A 20,177-nucleotide genomic window follows, 5' to 3' on the forward strand; every position below is an offset into this window, starting at 1 on the left:
GAGAGAGTAACAGTCTGAGTCATTTTACTTGGACTGTTTTTTCGCTTTTAACACGAGAAAGAGTGTAATGAATAATCTGCAAAACAGTAAAACACGGTTGTCTTCTATCGATATACTGCGTGGCATCGTGATGTTATTTATGTTGGTTGACCATGTGAGAGAGCGTTTTTTCTTGCATGTACCAGTTCTTGATCCAATGGACATTCATACTACGAGTCCAGATCTGTATTTTACCCGTTTAAGTGCCCATTTTTGTGCGCCTATTTTTGTCTTTTTGACAGGTTTATCGGCTTGGTTGTATGAAAACCCCGCAAATGGCGCGAAGCGATCGGCCCAGTCATTTCTTTTAAAGCGTGGCCTATTTTTAATTTTACTTGAAATGACACTGGTTAATTTTTCTTGGTTTGGCGCGTATCAAACACTGTACTTGCAAGTTATTTGGGCAATTGGCGTCAGTATGGTGGTATTGGCACTGATGGTCGCTTTACCTCGTAGTGTGATAGCAATATTGGGTGTAAGTATTGTGGCTGGTCATAATTTATTGTCGCCCATCGAGTTTGCACCGAATGAAATAGGCTATACCGTTTGGACGATTCTGCATGACCGAGGTTATTTAGTCGCAGATGCTGTTGTTAACGTAAAAGCGTCTTATCCGGTTTTACCTTGGATTGGCGTTATCTTGTGCGGCTATGCGGTAGGGCCTTTATTTTCAGGCTCAGTGTCATCGCAGGCACGTAAAACCATTTTATTGCAAAGTGGCACAGCTCTGTTAATTGGTTTAGTGATCCTAAGAGGATTAAATCTATACGGAGAAACGCTTGATTGGTCTCAACAGGCAACAATACTTCTCACCACAATGGACTTTTTTAACTTTACCAAATATCCACCATCTCTCGACTTTATTTTACTTACCTTGGGAGTTGGTGCATTCGTATTAGCGTTTTTAGAGACTAATGCGCTCAGAGTATTAGAGCCGGTTCGAGTACTAGGGTCAGCACCGATGTTTTTCTACATTACGCACCTATACGCGCTACTTGTCCTTAGTATATTGGCACAATGGCTATTTGGTGCGAATCAACACTATGGTAGCAGCAAAACAGCATATTTTGGCTTTTACCATGTTTGGCAGATATGGCTATTCGCAATGGTTTTAAGCGTGCTTTTATACCCATTATGTAAATGGTTTGCAGGTTATAAACGGAAAACATCAGCGCGATGGGTAAAGTATTTTTAAATATCAAAATACTGTTTAAGTTGTTGTTTTTAAAATGAAAAACATTTAAGGCGGAGCTGGTAAGCAAATGGCAGACACTCACCATAACATGGATGCGAATTATGGTGGGTGTTTGTATTAGCCTCGAGCGCATGCCTTATCCAAACCTCAGGTTAAATAGTATAATTAACACTCAGCGTTTTGATTTATAGAAGCTTTCTAACTTATCTAAAAAGTCGTGCAGTTTTTGGTTCATTTCGTCATAGTTATGACTCAGTAAAACGTCTGGCTCATCTACAAATCGATACTGTAACGCGTCACTGAGGTCGTCATTTTCAATCAGTAATGCGACGATATCTTTGGTAAATTCCATATGGCACTGAAAACCATATACGAGATCGCGATAGGCGACAATTTGCCTTGGGCACCCCGCGCTATATGCAATCACTTGTGATCCATTGGTGAGCCCCGGCATATCATTATGCCAATGACCGACATCCAACACTTTTCCAAAATGACTAAATAGTGGGTGTGTCATCCCGGCTTCCGTCAAGGTTATCGGGTATTTTCCTATTTCACGTTCAGGGCTAGGTTGAAATGCTGCACCTAACGCTTCACCGATTAGTTGCGACCCAAGGCATATACCAAGCACAACTTTTCCGGCGGTAATCGAGTTCAAGATGACTTCTTGCTCACCTGTTGCATCGAAGTGCGGGCATTGCTCAATTGTTGTTGATGGATCTTGAGGTCCTCCCATTACAATCAAAAAATCTAAGTCATCGATATTTTTTGGGAGCGGTTCTCCTTGATAAACTCGCGAGTAGGTAATGGTATGGTCGCGTTTATTTGCCCACGATTCATAGGCACCGGGCGCTTCAAAATGTTCATGAACGATAAAGTGAATATGCATCTTTGTGCCTTTTAATTAACGATAGGCTGTAGATGGTATATTAAATTTGGATGGCGTAATTTATACTAGCAGACGTTTAATGTTGATAAGTCGCCAAGATGCAAGCTAATGACCTCATCAAAGGTTCTCCTAATAAACAAATCATAACTAAAACGACGAATATGGCTTCTGGCTATGTTGATGACTTTCACTCACATTTGTGGCATCAAATTGTGTTTCCTTTGCAGGGGCTGCTGCAATCGAGTATCGGCGATAAAAGCGGGATCGTACCTCACAATGGCATGCTCTTCATACCCGCAAATACAGTGCATAAATCCATAGCGATTACAGACACACAGTTTTTGGCGATTTACCTTAATCCCGACAAATATGTTCAGTATGGAGACCAACCAAAATCCTGTCTGGTAACGCCATTTATTAAAGCGTTAATACTGCTGTTATTTGAAAACGAGACGCTCACTCAAGCAGAGTCCAATATCACACATTTGCTAACGGTATTGCGAGATCAAATTGAGATCGCAAACCGTTATGAAATACCTTTGCTCATACCTACCGATAAACGTCTTTTATCCATTTTCTTACAGCTTAAAGAGCAACCGGATTTACCATTTACGTTAAAGGAATGGGCAACAAAAGTGGGCGCTTCTGAGCGTACTTTGTCGCGATTGTGCTCAAGGGAGTTTTCTCAATCATTTTCACGGTGGAGACAAAATGTGAGGTTAGTTTTATCTTTGCAATTGTTAGAGTCGCAAAAGAGCATACAGGAAATTGCTATCGAGTTGGGATACGCTTCTGACTCTGCATTTGTACAAGCGTTTAAGAAATTGTTTAACCAAACACCGAGAAAGTACCGTATTGCCAACCTACAGCATAACGTAAATTCATTTTGAGCAACTTCTGCTACTTGCACGTGACTCGCGCTATAGGCGCAAATATCTTATCGCGAATGCTTTTAAGTTCTTCTGGGTTTATGTAGTCTATTCTAGTTTTGATTATTGGAGGCATTTCGCGATGTTGCGAATTCTTTTATGTGCTAGCTTAGGATTAGCACCAAGTTTTGGATTAGTTGCCAAAGAGGTAATGACCCCAGACAAGCTTTGGCAAGTAAAGCGCGTGAGTGCGCTTGGGTTATCTAAAGACAACACCCATGTAATTTATCGAGTTACAACGCCTAGTGTTGAAAACAATGACTTTGATAGCAAAGTTTATCAAGTGCCGTTAAAGGGTGGGGCGTCTCAACTTTTAAGCGCGTATCAAGGGATATTATCAGACGATAATATTTCGCCTGATGGCAGCAAAAAACTATTTCATGACACCGTCAATGTTGAAGCTGTGCTGGCCACAGATAGACATAAAGCACTTACGCAAGCAGATGCTTACGTGTTTGACGACTTAAACTACCGCCATTGGGATACCTGGAAAGACGGCAGTGTTAAACATGTGTTCTATCAGGATCTAATCACAGAAGAAAAAGTCGACATCATGAAAGGTATGCCTTTTGATAGCCCGACGTCACCATTTGGTGGTTCAAGCGACTATGTTTGGGGTCCAAAAGGTGAAAATATCTACTACGTCAGTAAAAAGTTGACTGGCGCAGAATATGCGAGCAGCACCAACACAGATATTTATCGTTATAACTTAGCGAGCAAGAAAACCACCAATCTAACCGAGCAAAACTTGGGTTATGATAAAAGCCCAGAGTTCTCATCCACAGGGCTGCTGGCTTTCTTACGTATGGATGAAGCGGGTAACGAGGCGGATAAAAATGACATTATCGTTAAGCAGGGTGACAGAGAAATCAATCTAACTGCGCACTGGGACGGCACGGTAAGCAGTTTTGAGTGGAGTTATGATGGTAAGCATATTTATTTTATTGCACCAATTGACGGGACAATCCAGCTATTTCAAGTTGCGGTGAACACCAAAACCAAAGCCAATCCAAAAATTAAGCAGCTGACTAAGGGCATGTTTGATGTAAATAGCATTGTTGCCGCCCTAGACGACCAGTTAGTTGTTACTCGTAATAGCATGAATCAAGCAAAAGAGATCTTCCGCTTTGATCTGAATAGTAAAAAGCTTGTTGCGCTGACAAATGTTAACGAGGCGTTTTATGCTGATTTGGATTTACCGAACGTTGAAAAGCGAATGGTGAAGACAAAAGACGGCGAAGACATGCTAACGTGGGTTATCTACCCACCTAATTTTGATAAGCGTAAGCAATACCCAACGCTGTTATACCTTCAAGGTGGCCCACAGTCGCCGTTATCACAGTTTTACTCCTTCCGCTGGAACTTCCAAGTGATGGCTTCACAAGGGTACATTGTGGTTGCGCCAAATCGTCGTGGTATGCCTGGACACGGTGTGAAATGGAACAAAGACATCAGCCAAGATTGGGGTGGTAAGGTAATGCAAGATTACCTAGACGCAATCGACGATGTTGCGAAAGAGTCATACGTTGACAACAAACGTATCGCAGCAGTTGGTGCGAGCTTTGGTGGTTACTCTGCGTTTTACTTAGCTGGCAACCACGATGGTCGTTTCAAAACTTTTATCGCGCACTGTGGCATTTTTGATTTGCGTAGTATGTACGGCACAACCGAAGAAATGTTCTTTGTGAACAACGAATTGGGTGGCGCGTACTGGGAGCAAAACAATGCGGCCATCAGCAAGGCATACAATCAGTTTAACCCAATCAGCTATGTCGATAAGTGGGATGCGCCGATGTTCGTGATCCATGGTGGTAAAGACTACCGTGTACCACTGAGCCAAGGGATGCAAGCTTTTCAAGCTGCTAAACTACGTGGCTTAAAGAGCCGTTTCCTTTATTTCCCTGAAGAAAACCACTGGGTACTGACACCGCAAAACGGGATAGTATGGCAGCGTGAATTCTTCAAGTGGTTAGAAGAAACTCTATAATTGATGTCACTACTATCAGCAATGAGTAGTTAACCTGAACTCGGGATAACAACTTGTTCTCTAGCAGCTGTTATCCCTTACTACTGCGTTAAATTTGCTTGCAATAGGCCAGCTATTGACGCACAAATTTGCCTTGTATTAAGAAATAACTTCTGGCTAGAGTGATATTACGCTTTTGAACTTAGGTATTTTAGTGAATTAACTAACTTCTTATCCCGAGTTCAGGTTAGTTAAGAAAATGCCAGATCGCACAGTATGTTGTCTGGCATTTTTGTTTTGTAGTGTAGCCTTGGTACTGCGCAAGTATTGTTTGGCCCGAAAATTGGCGCCATACTAAATTAGTCAAAGGAAACTAGAGGGAAAATTAAATGATTAAAAGGATAATAAGTGGTTTTTGGTTACTTATGTTGGCTGTCAATACACAGGCAGCTGAAGAAGCGTTAACGATTGATAGTGTAGTGCCTAACAGTATTGAGCTGGCTTTTCCTAATGATGCCAATATTTACCCAGATATCAGTGACTTCAAAGTACTTAACGCGGTGTTGATGAGTAATGAAAGCGGTGAGCGCTGGGCAATGATCACGATTAAAAACCAATCGAGTGGCCGCCGTACGTTAACACAAAAACATCTGTTGGCACTAACGGCGAACGGTCAAAGGATCGCGCCGATGAAGCTTTCTGAAAGTTTTGATGGCGGTGAAACGCTTTCCCTCACATTGGCTTTCGGTGAGAATAAGTTTCCGTTGCTTAACGTGTATACGCGTAATTAATCTAACATTCGACCCAAAAGAACACTTATGCTTTCTGTAACGTAAACAGCCCCCTGTTAATCGCGCTTGGCAGCCAAACTGCTAACTGCGATCTCAATACTTGAGTCTCCATATTCATGCGCTTAGCACAGTAGGTTATTGCTTCTTGATAGCGTAGCGGCTTTTCTCTCAAATGAAGCAATAAATCTGCTTGCCAGTCATTTAAGACACTCATTTTGATGCGATATTGTTGGCGCGATATTGCAATATACGTTTGCTCAGGCGTTGGCAAGGTGTACGGCTTTGCTTGTTCAAGCTGGGTTATAAGCGGCAGCAAAGGGTAATCGGTTTGAATCAGTTGTACGGATTCTGGCACCGACATGACAAAGTTTTCTGCGACACCACAAAGGAGCTCAATCTCGTTTATTGCCGCGGTTGATTGCTGTGCTTCAGGCCCAGGCTTTAACAGTGCAAGCGCTTTGGCTCTTTCAAACTTAGCGAGCTCTGAAGGCAAACTAAACATCGTTTGCTGGTGGGCATTAAAATCGCCGGTAGGTTTAGTGTTTGCTAAAAAGTCAGCGAAGCGCGAGCCTAGTTGATGTAGTGTCCAAGACTCTGAGGGTAAGGTGACGATAAAGGCTTTGGCGAAGGTGTCGAATACTTCGTCGCCCATAAACTGGCAAAGTAATGCAAACTCTCCCCGAAGACATTCTACTAAACGCATCACATAGCCTGCAGCATAGATGTCTACTCTTCTCATGGCTCCGAGTGTTTTACTACTTTTTACACAGTCATGCAGCGTTAAACCATGGGGATTTGCAGCGGTATTGAGTTTTTGTGGTAGGTCGCCTCGTACCATTAAAACGGTGCTAAGCCACTGCTGAGTTTGCGTTAAGTCTGGCGTTTTCATTATGTTAATTCTGCTCGCTCTTTAACGATTGGAGTTGACAGCGCGTTGGTGCTAGTAACTGTATCTTGCTTTGGAATATGCCCTGTCAGTACCAGTTTTGCTTTGCTTAACTCATCAACGAGTTCAGGAAAACTGGGGATATTGGCATCCCATTCAAGTAGGGTAGACACGCCACCCGTTAACTGCTGCGCCAGTTGGTAAAGTTGCCAAACTTTGGCGGGCACCGGTTGGTCATGGGTGTCTATCAAACAATCACCGCAGTCGCTAGGACCGGCTAGATGTATTTGAACGATGTGTTTATGGGGGAGTTGGCGAATAAATGCCTCGGCGTCAAAACCATGGTTAAAGCTACTGACAAAAACATTGTTTACATCCAACAGCATACCGCAGCCTGTTGCGGTGACTAATTCACTAAAGAACTCGCTTTCGGTGAGAGTTGAATGTTGAAACTCAAGATAAGTTGAAGGATTCTCAAGCACTAAAGGCCGTTCTAAAAAATCCTGCACTTGATCAACACGGTTGATAACGTGCTGTAGGCTTTCGTCGGTTAACGGCATAGGTAGGAGATCGTGACTATTCAAACCAGCAACGCCTGTCCAACACAAATGATCAGAAATAAGCTGTGGTTTAACGAATTCACTTAACTCCTTGAGCTTGCCTAAGTATTCAAAGTTAAGTGGGTCACTGCTACCAATATTCATTGACACACCATGCATCACTAGCGGGTATTGTTCCTTTAACTGAGCGAGCATATGCCGGCCATATCCGTGATTATCTATATAGTTTTCACTGATGATTTCAAACCAGTCGACACCAAGTGATGTACCGCGCTCTAAATGGGACATAATAAAGGGATAGTGCTGGCTTCTTAGGCCAATACCAAACCCCAAGTCGGTTAGTTTTTCGATAGCGGACGCAGCAAGCTGCTGCGTCCGAATTGGATTTGTCATGCTATCTTTCCTATCAAGTTGATGGAGGAAGAGCTAGACGAATATCTGAAGGTTTTGGCTTCTCTTTAGGTTTGCCTTCTTCGTTCAATAAACCATTGGCGTTGCAGTATGCTTGCCAAGCAATATTGTATACGGCATCTCCTGTTTCATAAGGCATGAGCACGTGATCTGTAGGTTCGTCTGTTTGAACTTCTTGATCTTTCGGATAAGTGTAATCAATAGCAGAGAAGCTGTTATCTTTAAGATTAAACTTAAATAATTGCATAAAGCATTTTTTGTCTTCACCGGAAAGTTTTGGGAAGAGTTGAGAGGCTGAGATAGGCACTGCACACCCACCCAAGTTATTACACTTATTATCAGCAGGGGCACTCTTTGGCCCTGTTGATACACTACCACCACAGCTACCACCTGGCGTTGTACTATGAACAAAACCACAGCCACCTTGTGCTTTACAGTCGTTACTACCCTTACAGCTGTGATAGACCTCAGGAGGTGGTAAGTCATCCGAGCCGATGTTGGTATAGCTCATTCCTTGGCAGGCATGATAAAGGGTGTTCGGATTTTGTGGGGCGATACCCGTTACTAAATCTGGCGCAATTCCCGTAGTTGCCCAGCAAATCGAGATCCTATCGCCAGAGCCACCCATTGCAGGGCCCGGAAATTCAGTGGTTTTACCTGACCAGTAACGATCAAGTGCTGAAGTTAGACCTTTAATTGTGCCTACTGCAGATTGACTAAATAGCTTGTTTGTTTCCTGCGTTTTTTTGTCTGTTTCCCTAAGATTATTGAGTGCGTGCACTACGCTATCCACTGGTGGAAGTTGTGGGTGACGTCCGTGTGCTTCATCACCGCCGTTGGGATCCAATAATGCCTCAGTCCAACTATTACCCTCAGCAAACCAAGTTGGCCAAGTCAGGTAGCGTTCTTTATGAGCCGTTGTTGGTTTTTCATAACTAACAATGAGCTTCATCGTATCGGTGAAAATTTGAAAGTGGTCTTTATATTTGTTGGCTATTCGGGCACAGGCTGAACCGGATAACGGTTTGTCATCTGTGCTCGGATAGTCATGCTCTAAGGCAGGTTCATCTGGTTGAAAACGTGCATCTACAGTGCTCGGGTGAGCAGGCTTAGCCGCACTTTGTAATTTACCCAAGACACTTTGGGCCCAAGGCTCTTCTGCCCAGCGTAAACATATCATTTTTGCAACGCCGTCACCTTCACCTTGATCTGTGATTGCATTGACATTATTTATGAGTGCTTTTTTTAACAAATTATGTTCATTATATTTCTCAAGAGAACCTTTTATTTTAGGAAATTGGGCATCATATGAAGTATCACCGGGACGTTCATTAAAGTAGTTTCTTTGCGCTCTAGCATCGTTTGCTTCAGCCTTTGAGAGCGCATAGTCTAGTAGACTCGTGTTATCATCGTATTCAATTTGAATATAGTCCCAATAACTCAAGTACATATGTCCAATTGAGCCAAATAGTGGCAAATCACTTTCGGTGTAATCCGGTTTCCACCAGTCGTATGGGGCTTGTTCAAAATATTTTGGCTGTTTTGTTTTTGCGTCTGGCTCTAAAAACTGCGGCTGAATAATTTTTTTAGCGTTTTCTTCAGTCTCTTCTATTAGCATAAAGAGTAAAGTCTGTTCTTTATTTAGCTCTGTCGCATTAACGCGCAGGTCTTGTAATGTTTTACCAGGAAAAATTTGTTCGAAATAAGCTTGAACTTCTGGGCTTAGCTTAGATAAGTCTGTAGTACAGTCTGCAAAGTCTAAAATATGTGGAATACCACTTTGATTGTTGTAGCACTTCCAACCAAATTTTTCGTCAATTAACGCCTGACTGGTAAAGCTCGGTGTGAGCCCTAGTTTACTCGCCATATTTGAAGCGAGTTGCAGATGCAGCATCTCTTCAATAAATACGCTATAAACGCCGTTAAAAACCTGTTCATTGACATTAAGTTCAGAATTACTAATACCAATAAACCTGTCTTTTAAATCGTTGTCGTAAGGAGACAGTCGTTCTGAAGGAATGTATCCCGCAGTCGGACCAAGCCCTGGCCAGTAACGGCCAGGATAGAGATTTGAAGAGTCCGCAATCTGGTGTGTGCCTTGAATTGAGTAGAGGCCGGTCATATAAAGTGGGATTGTGAATAACTCCACGTTAATCGCAGCTTGTGCAATTGCTTTCAGACAAGATAAATCAGCAGCCTTATACTCGCTACTGCGCGCTTTAATTTGTTGTTTTTGTGCACTGCTTAAGAGGATGTTGGCATCAATCTCTTTATCTACTTCTACCGATGGGCCTGTTTTGTTCTGCACATTCATGGTTTGCTCCTTTGTGACGGTGAACGTTATGCAATACCACTGGCTTAAATAAAAATAAGTTAGGATTTAGGTTATTTATCCAAGGCAACTCAAAATTTAAGCAAGTTGATGTAGGTGAGCGATGAACACTCGTTATACAAAGTAGTCGTAAAAAGAGATAAGATCGATTACGAGATATTACATGCTGGTAACTTTTTTATAACCTATTTAAGGGGCACAAAGCGAATAAGCTGAAAGGATAAAAGAAGTGGTTTAAAGTCCAGAGCCTTAAACCACTTTGAGGAGCTAGTTACGCGCTCAGAACTTAGATGGTGCAGGAGGCACAGTCAGTGTTTTCTTCGGGCTATCTTTTAACTCTTGCAATAGCTCTTGCACCGCACGCTCGACTGAAGGATCTTTACCTGCATGAACAAGCTCAGGTCTATCGATCACTTCGATATCAGGGCTTACGCCTTCGTTCTCGATTATCCAATTACCATCGTTATCTAGAATTCGGAAGGTCGCTGCGATCACCTGACCACCGTCAACTAGACTCGGGTTACCTGAGATACCAATTAGACCACCCCAAGTGCGAGTACCAATCAGTTTGCCAAGACCCGCCTGACGGAAGTAGTAAGGTAGAGCATCACCACCGGAACTTGAATAACCATTGATAAGCATGGCTTTTGGACCATCGTGTGCAAACGAAGGTGTTTTTGTTGGTTCAACACCACGGCGTTTCCAATAGTTAAGTGGCTTACGAGCAAGCCAAGTGATCATGTGCTCAGGGATAAAGCCGCCGCCGTTATAACGGTCGTCGATGATCAGCGCATCTTTGCTCGTTTGTGGCATAAAGTTCTTAAATAATGAACGGTTACCATCATAATGAGTATTTGGCAGGTGAACATAGCCAATCTTACCGTTTGATAGTTTATCCACGTAGTCTGCGCGTGATTGAACCCATGCCATGTAACGTAAGCCTTGCTCGCTGGCGACAGGTTTTACCGTGGTTTTCCAGCTATCATCAGCGCTTGGTGATTTACTCAATACCAGCTCAACTTGCTCGCCTAGGGTGTTTTCAAGTAGCTCGTAAAAGTTAACCACGTCTTTTACCGAGCGGCCATTTACCGAGATGATGTAATCACCCGCATTGGCATTCACGCCAGTTTCATCGAGTGGTGAACGGTAGTCTTCATGCCAGTTCTCACCTTTGTAGATACGCTCAATTTTTACGTAGCCAGACTGATGAGCGCTTATTTCTGCGCCAAGTAAACCATGCTTTTTGCGCTCGGCTGTTGGGGCATCACCAGATTGTACGTAAATGTGACCTGCGTTGATTTCACCTGCAATTTCGCTAAGTACATAGTCTAAGTCGCTACGGTGTGCGACAGCGCTGGCAAGTGGTTGATACTTCTCCAAGATAGCATCCCAATCTTGACCGTGGTGATGCTCGTCGTAGAACCAGTCGCGTAAGGTACGCCAGCCTTCTACATACATTTGTTGCCACTCAACTTGCGGGTCGATTTTCAGTGTCATCTTAGATAAATCAAGCTGACTGGCTTTTAAATCTTGCTTTGGCTTTGGTGCAATGACACTGAAGTTGTTACCAGCGCGAGCGATCAGGTGTTTACCGCCTGCGGCAACTTTATAGCTGCTTACGCCTTCGGCGACGGTTTCTAGTTTGCTATCTGGCTCGGTGCCGAGGAGCTTTAACGCACCGCCAGTTAAGGTCAGTACGCCGCCTTCAACACCTGTGAGTGAACTGTAGTTACCAGCTGGGGCTGAGAGTGATACAACCCGTGACATAAAGCCGTTGGCCTCAATGTGATTTTCTTGTTTGTCGCTGTCCTTTTTCGTTTCTTCGTCTGATTGAATGCTTAACTCATCACTTTCAAAGGCATTAAGCGGCTTGATCTGACTATTCACCGCAACGCTATAAATGCGCGTGGCATTATTAAACATATAATCAAATTCATAGCTGCTAAAGGTAAGGTTATAGTCGCGCTCAGAAGTGAAATAAATGTAGTTACCGTCAGGAGAGAAAGTCGGGTTACGCTCACTGGTCATGTTGTCAGTCAGTCGAGTGACCTTTTTATCCTCAGTGTTATAGTGCCAAAGCGAGGCGTAGCGGTTTTCATTGTTTTTAACAAAAACAATATCTTCACTGTTTGGCGACCAAGTATATTCAGTTAGACCATCTTCGTCGTATTTGGCGGTGTCAATTTTATGCATATCGCCAGATTTCGCATCAACCCACCATAGCGTGTGGTTTTTATCTGCGAAGAGTAGTTTGCTGTTATCAGCGGACCAAATTGGTGTAAAGCGCCAGATGGTACCATTGTCGGTTAACTGGATGGTTTTGTTGTTATTTGCTCTATCTTTGAGATAGATCTCATATTCACCTGTTTTATCGCTCATGTAGGCAATATAACGGCCATTCGGTGACCAGCTAGCTTCAATTTCACGGCCTTCTGGCGTGTAAGAAAGGTTGCGAGTTGGGCCCTGTTTTACTGGGACTGAGAATAACTCACCACGGGCAGTAAACAATGCACGCTTACCATCGTGTGATATATCCATAGAATCAATAAAGTCGCTAACGTTTTTACTATATGGCATGGCATATTGACGCACACCTGCTACATCGATTTGTAGCTTCTTAGCGGTCTTTGTCGCTTCCTCAAAGCGATATAAGTAACCGCCATTTTCGTAGACAATGGCATCTGGCCCAGCTGATGGCCAAAGCACGTCAAAGTCTTTGTGGTCAGTCATTTTTATCGGTGACTTACCATCGCGATATTTATAAAGGTTGAGCGTGTATTCACGGTCAGACACAAAGTAAATACTGTCATTCACCCAAGTTGGTTGTTGATCGGTGGCTTTGTCAGTGGTGAGTTGTTTGGACGTATTGTTTTTAAGGTCGTAAATCCAAACATCCTGTGCTCGACCACCACGGGAGCGCTTCCAGGTTCTAAACTCTCTGTCGATTGGCGTGTAAACATACTTGCTACCATCAGGGGAAAGCATACCACCGCCAGTTTCAGGGATAGCCATCGGCTGTTCAAGTCCACCTTCTACCGGTACCATATATGGACGACCCATACGTTTACCCCATGGTGTGCGATTTGCTCTAAACACGATATGTTTACCGTCTGGTGTCCAGTCCATCACTCGATAGTCGAACCCACCACGTGGTGGCATTTGCCCAACATCGTTGTAATAAGTGAGTTGCTTTAATCCCGAGCCGTCAGCATTGATCACATAGATTTGGCGGCTGCCATTATACTCGGCGGCAAAAGCGATTTTGCTGCCATCTGGAGAGAACTTAGGGAAGGTCTCAAAACCAATATGGTCAGTCAGACGCTGACTTTTACCTGTGTTGGTATTGGCAATATAAATGTCGCCAGCATACACAAAAGTGACTTTATCTTTGTGAATATCTGGAAAGCGGAGTAGGCGAGTATCTTCTGTCTGATACGCTGAAACAAAAGGCGCGGCCGCCGCAGCAATGGCGAGCACGAGTGTTTTTATCTTCATCATAATATAGGTATTTCCGTTATTATTTTGATACATAATAACGATTGATAAGTGAAATGCACCCAATTTAGATGAGTAGCTTGTTTCAAAATGTGAAAAAACACCCCAACGCGGAGTGTGGTCGCGAAGAGGTGTTGAGTAGTTGGGGGAGGTACAGATGTACCTCAATCATGTGTTGATTTAGAACTGAGCAACAAAAGTTAGGTTGCTTGTTTCACCGCCGTCTGTGTCAACTACACTGCCTTTAAGGTAGTAAGTGTCGTTGAAGAAGTATTTAGCTTCTACCGCTAAGTCTGAATCATATGAACCTAGACCAAGCGCAAAGTTGCGAGTGAAATAGTAATTTGCAAGCACGTTTGTTACAGAGTCGTCTGCAAAATCTGTATCAATGCGGTTGTGCTCTACATCGATTGTGAAGTAGCTTTCACCACCTACATGCATGAAGTAACGTGCACTTAGGTTTAGGTAATCAAATTCGTCTTCAGTTTCAACTGTGAAACCGATGTAATCTGTAGAATTGAGTTCGTGGTTGTACTCAGCTTTGAACCAAGTAGTATCACCGTTTTCAAACTCTTCTTGGCGAATGCTTAGCTTTAGATTGTCGTTGTAAAGGTAACCAAAACCGAAAGAGTAATGGTCGTCAGCTTCGCCAAGATCTGCGATGCTAGCAGTTACAAACCATTCTTTAGTGATAAAGCCTTCACCACGAGCTGAGAAAGCATTTGAATAATCATCGTTAAAGTAACTTACGCCTACATTGCTGTCCGTATCAAGGTAGCCAAAGTCATCCCATACGCCTACTGATTCTTGAGGTGCGAAGAAATAGCGAGAAGAAAGCATCAGTGCGCGGTTGTCAGAGCCATCATAGTCATAATCTGTGTAACTAGCGGTGTTGAACCACTCTTTTTGTACGTTACCAGTGTTAGCCTGAGCTGCTGCTGAAACAAGTAGTGAAACAGCTGCGATAGATAGTAGTTTTTTCATAGTCATCCCTTTAATTTCCATATATTGAGCTACATCGACTCAACGGCGCGCATGGTAGTATTAGAAATCTGAACGGAAGCTGACAATAATGAAAAAAGTTTGGATATTGGCAAAAAAGCTGAGACTTAATTATGCTTTTTGTCTATGAGATAAACATAAAGGAAGAGAACATGACGAATTCATTCCATGGTATATCAATAGGCACTGAGCGCTTTGGAGATGATATTTATCTCACACTTAAGCCTACAGGTAAACTCACTCATGAAGATTATGTTGTTATTACACCAATAATCGAGAGTGCACTGAAAGCCGTAACAACGCCTAAAATCTATGCATTTCTTGATGCGACTGATTTTGAAGGCTGGGAGCCAAGGGCCATGTGGGATGACTTCCGACTCGCCTTTGAGCATAGCACTGAATTTGCCAAAGTAGCAATATATGGTGGCAAAAATTGGCATCGACTTGCTGCAACAATAGGTAATTGGTTTGTTACTGGGAAAGTGAAGTATTTTGATGATAAAGGAGATGCGCTGAATTGGCTTAATGAACGAGATTGATCAAAGTTGAATTAAATTCATGACCTATGCTGTATGGCTTAAAGCGCTAGCTACGTGTGCAAAAAGTGGATTATTCAACCTATCATCAGTATAGTGAAGTAACACCATTGGCTTTTGTCATAACGGCTTAGGAGCTCCAACTGTGAAAAAAATACTGATCACTGGTGCAAACCGCGGTATTGGACTTGCGTTAACTAAAACCTATCTGCAGGCTGGTTGGCACGTGTTAGCAACGTGTCGAGACCCGCTTATTGCTTCAGAATTAAATTCTCTTGCGCCAACTTTTCCTGAGCTCCAAGTATTTGCCCTAGATGTGACCAATTACGACCAGATGGAAGAATTAAGCGAGAAGCTGGCCCCTGTTGCCATCGATATTGTTATCAACAATGCGGGTATTTATGGGCCGAAAGACTATGCATTTGGTGAAACCGATATAGAAGCGTGGCGAGAAGTGATGGAGGTTAATGTATTTTCCACCATGCGACTCGCAGAGCTGTTTTACACCCACCTTTGTAATGGCAACGAAAAGATTTTTGCGGCCATTTCCTCTAAGGTAGGCAGCCACACCATGAATACCAAAGGTGGCGGTTATATCTATCGCAGCTCCAAGGCAGCGCTAAACTCAGTGGTAAAAAGCCTATCAAATGATTTACTGGGTGAAGGGATCCGCACCGTTGCGCTTCACCCTGGCTGGGTTCAAACGGAAATGGGTGGCCCTAACGCCTTAATTTCCCCAGATGAGTCTGCAAGTGGGATCTATTCCGTGTTATCTCATTTCGTGGATGCACAAAGCGGAGGCTTTTACGACTATAGCGGCGATGCTATTCCATGGTAATAAACAGATAGCTAATCTGCGCTGACACGAGAAATAAGATACTCTGGCTACTTAATGAAACTGATAAATTGAGTAGCGCCCACATAGGAATGTGCATACAGTGGTAGAAGTTCAAAACTTGGTCTTCACGCGTCGTGATGGTGAGGTGAATCGAGCTGTATTAGATAAGCTTAGTCTCAGTATTGCTGCTAAAGAGCAGGTCGCGATTGTTGGAGATAGTGGATCGGGTAAAACCACATTGATCCATCTTATTGGTGGTTTGTTAAAGCCCGATAGCGGCAGCATTGTTATTGATGGCCAAAACATTACGCAATTTAATGATACCGAGCTGGCGCTCTATCGTCGCGGTTTGGGGATGATATTTCAGCACTATCAATTACTTGCACCTCTATCTGTCTACGACAATATTGTCTTTCAAGCACAGCTAAATCAAATGAATCCCAAGCAAAGCGACGTCAATGCGCTGGCAGAACGCTTGGGGATTTTGCATAAATTAACAGCCTTGCCTCAGCAATTGTCAGGTGGTGAGCAGCAGCGAGTTGGTATCGCACGTGCCATGATCAACAAGCCTAAGTTATTGCTGGCCGATGAGCCGACGGGCAACTTAGATGCTGCGAAAAGCGAAGAAGTGGTATCGCTTCTGCGTGAGCTGTGCGAAGAGCAAGGCGTTAACTTGCTTATGGTTACGCACAGCCAACACCTTGCTGACAGCCTCGATAGAAAAATCACCATTCAAAATAACCGTGCCTATGGCTAAAGCAATGGAACGGCTGAGCGCGTTATCAGAAATTAGGCTGATACTTACTGTTTTTATCCAGTTCTACAAAAGGCATCTTTGGTTGTTTTTGCTATTCGTTTTTGGCTTGTCCTTGGGTAGCGCTTTGCTTGGCTCAATTCGAGGACTAAATCAAGAAGCAACAGATCGCTATCAGCAAACCAGCGCGCTTATTAACAATCCAATTAGTCATTTTGTTCGGCCAAGCGTAGGCCGCGAGATGTTAACTGCCGATGTGTGGACTGCGCTTCGAAGCGCAGGAGTGGTATCAGCAGAGCCGGTTTTGGAAGGCGTGCTGACCCTGCCGAGCGGGAATAGTCTTCGCATCAAAGGGGTTAATACTTTGCAATGGCTGTCTGTGCCTAAAGTGCAATCACAGGGTGACAAGTCAGGCAACCAAACTGCATCATTACAATTTGGATTTAGCACAATTTACGTATCAGACACGATGGCTCAACAGTTGTCGCTCAGAAGGCATGAAGTGACCAAGCTTCTAGATACGGATGTACACTTCGTTGTTTTATCGGAACTGACTGGTGATACCGCATTAGCAGATATTGCATTAGTTGACCATTTACTGAATTCAGTGGGTCGAATAAGTTATATAGAGATCTCAAATGCAGCATTAGACGAGGCAAAAGTTAGGCAGATTATTGGTGACAACGGACAGTTGCAAAGTGCACAAGCGCAGTCATTCGACTCGTTGTCGAAAGCGTTTTTCTTCAACCTGCAAGCACTCGCATTTCTAGGCTACGTGGTTGGCGCTTTTTTAAGTTTTAATGCCATAAAGCTTTGTCTGCATGCGAGAACAAAACTACATCAGCAACTTACACTACTTGGATGTATTCAAGCAAATGTGATCGCAGCGGTAATTATTGAGGTGCTCGTCTTAAGCTTGATTGCTGCACTGGTGGGCGCAGGTGTGGCTTTCTTGGGGGCGAACTTATTGGTGAGCGAGATCTCTATGGCGTTAGAGAGCTTGTTCGCGTTAGATAGGCGTTTACCGGTTCATTTCAGTTGGTTGGTCGTGCTGCAAGCATTTGTGTTAAACCTTTTGGTACTTGCCAGTGTGGCCTATTGCCAAGTAAAGCCTCTTACTTTTTATAAATCTTGGCAGAGTAAAATAGTGAGTGGAAGTCTACTGGCTGTGGCCGCTGGGTATTTTTATCTTGGTAGCGAAGCGCCATTTCATGCGCTTGGGTTGTGCGTTTGCTTACTGTTGCTCTTTTTTATGATAACACCAGTGGTACTACGAGCCGCGTTTAAAGGTATTCCAACTCAGCATCCATTAGTTAAATGGATGAAAGCAGATAGTGGCGAGCAGATCAGAGTACTTGCAATCAGTGTTTATGCCGTATTGCTTGCGGTTGGTACTTCCGTAGGGTTACAAATTATGGTGAGTAGTTTTAGTTCAGCTTTGCAGATCCATTTAGATGGCCGCCTTAGCGCAGATCTATATGTGAGGCCTAGTGAAGTTTCTGATGTGCAATATCAATGGCTTTTAAGCCAACAGGATATCGACAAGGTCGGTGTATTCTGGCGTGCAGAGATAAGTTACGGTCTGAGCTCACATCAACGAGATCCCCAACCTGCGAGTTTGATTAGCTTCGGTCGCTCTGGTGAACATCACTACAATCTTACGCTACTTTCGAGATCGCCTCCTAATAATGAAGTGCTTTACTATGATGTGAATAAGAACGTGATTGGGTGCCTTGCAAACGAGCCAAGCAAATTATTGTATGGCGTAAAGTTGGGTCAGCGTATTCGGTTGCAGCAAGGCAAAAAGCATATTAACTGTGAGATAACGGGTTTTTATTACGATTATGGCGAGCAGCGTGCGGTATTCGTCGCCGTGAATGACGCAATTGAAAACGCTGGGTTTAACTATGAAGCATATGGTTTTTCAATTGTTTTGAAGCCAGATATTGATACCGCTTTATTTAAGCAAAAGGTCATGCAGCAATTCCATTTAAACGACTCTCAAGTGGTTCAAAATCAGCGTTTTAAACAATACGCTACGCGTTTGTTTGAACATACGTTTTACGCAACACACGCGTTAAATTTAATGATAGTTGCTATCGCGTTATTTGGGCTATGGGTATCATTACTGACACTCGGCGCTAAGCAAATTCAACCATTGGCCATCTTAAAAACACTAGGCGTTACAACTTGGCAAGCATTTGCCATTAAATTAGGGCAAAGCGCCGTTATTCTGCTTGTGAGTTTAGTGCTGGCGACAATACTTGGGGGAATGCTCGGGTGGATCTTGCTTAAATTTGTGATGCCAATTGGCTTCGGTTGGACGATCCCTTTTCTATTACCTTATCTTGAGATCGCAGTCTTTATCACCCTAATTTTTGGTTTAGCTTTGCTGGTTAGTGTACTTCCTCTACTCAAACTGAGTCGTTACGATACTGCGGATCTGTTGTATGAAGACTAATTATTTTATCGTTTTATTACTATTAATTGTGGGAGTCGGCTGCACACCGGAGCTATCAGAAGTCCCTAATTCAAAAAATGATTTTTTCAACCTTCAGTTGGGCGATCCGGTCTCTCCCTCATATCAGTTAAGTTTTCCACTTGATCACGGCAGTCATCCGGACCAAGGTATTGAATGGTGGTATGTTACTGCAAACTTAAAAAGTGATTCGGGACAAGAGTTTGGTGTTCAATGGACGTTATTTAGAACCTCAGTTGTCAGCGGTCAATATGCCAGTCCATGGTGGGATGGTGAGTTATACTTTGCGCATTTTGCAATTCAAGATAATACAAGGCACCAAGCCTTCGAACGTTATGGCAGAGCAGGGCAAGTAAAAATTCAAGCTGACCCATTTGTCACGCAATTAGATAATTGGTATTTGCGCAGTGAGACGGAAACATTTTTTCCGTTAACGCTTCATGCTGAGGAAGAAAACAGCCGTGTTAGTTTAGCATTTAACACAAGCCCAATGGTGCTACATGGGAAGAATGGCTACAGTGAAAAAACGTCCGACGGCCATGCCTCCATGTACTACAGCTATCCTTTTTTAAGCGTCTCGGGTGAGCTTACTTTTCAAGGTGCAACACATCAAGTCAGCGGTGACGCGTGGCTCGATAGAGAATGGTCTTCGTCGTTTATCAGTAAATCACAACGCGGCTGGGACTGGTTTAGCATTCGGGGTCAAGACAGGTCGAATGGTGCACTAATGGTATTTTGCATTCGTGATAGCCAACAAGTCTACAAAGATTGCCGAGGCACTGAGATTACAGCTGAGGGTAGAGCGACAGAAATAGCGCATAAAGATATTCAATTAAGTGTTTTGGAGCAGGTTTCGTTAGACGGAGTAAGCTATCCATTTAAATGGCAACTACGACTAAAGCACAATCCTGTTATTCTGATAGAAAGTATCAATCGTGATGCGAGAAATCAGCTGATGCTCCCGTATTGGGAAGGAAGAGTAAAAGTGTCCGGCGGCTATACCGGTGAAGGGTACGCTGAGCTAGTCGGATATGAATAGCCCGCATTGGCTATACCGATTAACTTGTACCTATAT

Annotated in this window: 15 protein-coding genes; 9 read left to right on the plus strand and 6 right to left on the minus strand. The window is 43.4% G+C overall.

All coding sequences use genetic code 11. The features are described from left to right. The first annotated feature begins 67 nt into the window (after positions 1-67). Positions 68-1,234, plus strand: a complete 1,167-nt coding sequence (locus B1L02_RS22355) for a DUF1624 domain-containing protein (RefSeq protein WP_088532931.1) — start codon at positions 68-70, stop codon at positions 1,232-1,234. A 172-nt stretch (positions 1,235-1,406) separates the two neighbouring features. On the opposite strand, the gene B1L02_RS22360 is transcribed toward B1L02_RS22355, so the two are convergent. Then, positions 1,407-2,123, minus strand: a complete 717-nt coding sequence (locus B1L02_RS22360; protein WP_088532932.1) for a type 1 glutamine amidotransferase — start codon at positions 2,121-2,123, stop codon at positions 1,407-1,409. Positions 2,124-2,221: 98 nt separating this feature from the next. Here B1L02_RS22360 and B1L02_RS22365 point away from each other — a divergent pair, with 98 nt between their 5' ends. The 3 genes from B1L02_RS22365 to B1L02_RS22375 all read left to right on the plus strand — a co-directional run bounded on the left by B1L02_RS22365 (position 2,222) and on the right by B1L02_RS22375 (position 5,809). Continuing rightward, on the plus strand, positions 2,222-3,013 hold the full coding sequence (locus B1L02_RS22365) for a helix-turn-helix transcriptional regulator (protein WP_088532933.1): 792 nt from the start codon (positions 2,222-2,224) through the stop codon (positions 3,011-3,013). 121 nt (positions 3,014-3,134) lie between these two features. After that, on the plus strand, positions 3,135-5,039 hold the full coding sequence (locus tag B1L02_RS22370; RefSeq protein WP_088532934.1) for an alpha/beta hydrolase family protein: 1,905 nt from the start codon (positions 3,135-3,137) through the stop codon (positions 5,037-5,039). Positions 5,040-5,407: 368 nt separating this feature from the next. Then, positions 5,408-5,809 (plus strand): hypothetical protein, encoded by a 402-nt coding sequence (locus B1L02_RS22375; RefSeq protein WP_088532935.1) that lies wholly within the window; start codon positions 5,408-5,410, stop codon positions 5,807-5,809. A gap of 25 nt (positions 5,810-5,834) precedes the next feature. Here the strand turns inward: B1L02_RS22375 and B1L02_RS22380 are convergent, their stop codons facing one another. The 5 genes from B1L02_RS22380 to B1L02_RS22400 all read right to left on the minus strand — a co-directional run bounded on the left by B1L02_RS22380 (position 5,835) and on the right by B1L02_RS22400 (position 14,477). Then, positions 5,835-6,698 carry a DNA-binding domain-containing protein gene (locus B1L02_RS22380; protein WP_088532936.1) on the minus strand — a complete coding sequence of 288 codons (864 nt, stop codon included), beginning with the start codon at positions 6,696-6,698 and terminating at the stop codon, positions 5,835-5,837. Further along, positions 6,698-7,648: a DUF692 domain-containing protein gene (locus tag B1L02_RS22385; protein ID WP_088532937.1), complete on the minus strand. Its 951-nt coding sequence runs from the start codon at positions 7,646-7,648 to the stop codon at positions 6,698-6,700. Before B1L02_RS22385 ends, B1L02_RS22380 begins: the two co-directional genes overlap by 1 nt. 13 nt (positions 7,649-7,661) lie before the next feature. Then, positions 7,662-9,980 carry a ferritin-like domain-containing protein gene (locus B1L02_RS22390; RefSeq protein ID WP_088532938.1) on the minus strand — a complete coding sequence of 773 codons (2,319 nt, stop codon included), beginning with the start codon at positions 9,978-9,980 and terminating at the stop codon, positions 7,662-7,664. Positions 9,981-10,277: 297 nt separating this feature from the next. After that, positions 10,278-13,529 (minus strand): S41 family peptidase, encoded by a 3,252-nt coding sequence (locus tag B1L02_RS22395; protein WP_174694590.1) that lies wholly within the window; start codon positions 13,527-13,529, stop codon positions 10,278-10,280. 144 nt (positions 13,530-13,673) lie between these two features. Beyond that, entirely contained in the window at positions 13,674-14,477 is an 804-nt protein-coding gene (locus B1L02_RS22400; protein ID WP_088532940.1) for a putative porin, read from the minus strand. A 170-nt stretch (positions 14,478-14,647) separates the two neighbouring features. On the opposite strand from B1L02_RS22400, the gene B1L02_RS22405 reads away from it, so the two are divergent. The 5 genes from B1L02_RS22405 to B1L02_RS22425 all read left to right on the plus strand — a co-directional run bounded on the left by B1L02_RS22405 (position 14,648) and on the right by B1L02_RS22425 (position 20,141). Next, the gene (locus B1L02_RS22405) at positions 14,648-15,034 is read left to right on the plus strand and encodes an STAS/SEC14 domain-containing protein (RefSeq protein WP_088532941.1); all 387 of its coding nucleotides are present in this window, start codon (positions 14,648-14,650) and stop codon (positions 15,032-15,034) included. 142 nt (positions 15,035-15,176) lie between these two features. After that, entirely contained in the window at positions 15,177-15,869 is a 693-nt protein-coding gene (locus B1L02_RS22410) for an SDR family oxidoreductase (protein ID WP_088532942.1), read from the plus strand. A gap of 100 nt (positions 15,870-15,969) precedes the next feature. Next, positions 15,970-16,626 carry an ABC transporter ATP-binding protein gene (locus B1L02_RS22415; RefSeq protein WP_088532943.1) on the plus strand — a complete coding sequence of 219 codons (657 nt, stop codon included), beginning with the start codon at positions 15,970-15,972 and terminating at the stop codon, positions 16,624-16,626. Beyond that, the gene (locus B1L02_RS22420) at positions 16,619-19,084 is read left to right on the plus strand and encodes an ABC transporter permease (protein ID WP_088532944.1); all 2,466 of its coding nucleotides are present in this window, start codon (positions 16,619-16,621) and stop codon (positions 19,082-19,084) included. The genes B1L02_RS22415 and B1L02_RS22420 overlap by 8 nt, the downstream gene beginning before the upstream one ends. Further along, positions 19,074-20,141: a lipocalin-like domain-containing protein gene (locus tag B1L02_RS22425; protein WP_088532945.1), complete on the plus strand. Its 1,068-nt coding sequence runs from the start codon at positions 19,074-19,076 to the stop codon at positions 20,139-20,141. The genes B1L02_RS22420 and B1L02_RS22425 overlap by 11 nt, the downstream gene beginning before the upstream one ends. Positions 20,142-20,177: the final 36 nt, after the last annotated feature.

It is taken from the genome of Pseudoalteromonas piscicida (genome assembly GCF_002208135.1).
Taxonomy (GTDB): Bacteria; Pseudomonadota; Gammaproteobacteria; order Enterobacterales; family Alteromonadaceae; genus Pseudoalteromonas; species Pseudoalteromonas piscicida_A.

Excerpts from the sequence above, each read along its gene's own strand:
- B1L02_RS22355 (WP_088532931.1), top strand. The coding sequence starts at position 68 with ATGAATAATCTGCAAAACAGTAAAACACGGTTGTCTTCTATCGATATA.
- B1L02_RS22360 (WP_088532932.1), bottom strand. The coding sequence starts at position 2,123 with ATGCATATTCACTTTATCGTTCATGAACATTTTGAAGCGCCCGGTGCC.
- B1L02_RS22365 (WP_088532933.1), top strand. The coding sequence starts at position 2,222 with ATGCAAGCTAATGACCTCATCAAAGGTTCTCCTAATAAACAAATCATA.
- B1L02_RS22370 (WP_088532934.1), top strand. The coding sequence starts at position 3,135 with ATGTTGCGAATTCTTTTATGTGCTAGCTTAGGATTAGCACCAAGTTTT.
- B1L02_RS22375 (WP_088532935.1), top strand. The coding sequence starts at position 5,408 with ATGATTAAAAGGATAATAAGTGGTTTTTGGTTACTTATGTTGGCTGTC.
- B1L02_RS22380 (WP_088532936.1), bottom strand. The coding sequence starts at position 6,698 with ATGAAAACGCCAGACTTAACGCAAACTCAGCAGTGGCTTAGCACCGTT.
- B1L02_RS22385 (WP_088532937.1), bottom strand. The coding sequence starts at position 7,648 with ATGACAAATCCAATTCGGACGCAGCAGCTTGCTGCGTCCGCTATCGAA.
- B1L02_RS22390 (WP_088532938.1), bottom strand. The coding sequence starts at position 9,980 with ATGAATGTGCAGAACAAAACAGGCCCATCGGTAGAAGTAGATAAAGAG.
- B1L02_RS22395 (WP_174694590.1), bottom strand. The coding sequence starts at position 13,529 with ATGTATCAAAATAATAACGGAAATACCTATATTATGATGAAGATAAAA.
- B1L02_RS22400 (WP_088532940.1), bottom strand. The coding sequence starts at position 14,477 with ATGAAAAAACTACTATCTATCGCAGCTGTTTCACTACTTGTTTCAGCA.
- B1L02_RS22405 (WP_088532941.1), top strand. The coding sequence starts at position 14,648 with ATGACGAATTCATTCCATGGTATATCAATAGGCACTGAGCGCTTTGGA.
- B1L02_RS22420 (WP_088532944.1), top strand. The coding sequence starts at position 16,619 with ATGGCTAAAGCAATGGAACGGCTGAGCGCGTTATCAGAAATTAGGCTG.
- B1L02_RS22425 (WP_088532945.1), top strand. The coding sequence starts at position 19,074 with ATGAAGACTAATTATTTTATCGTTTTATTACTATTAATTGTGGGAGTC.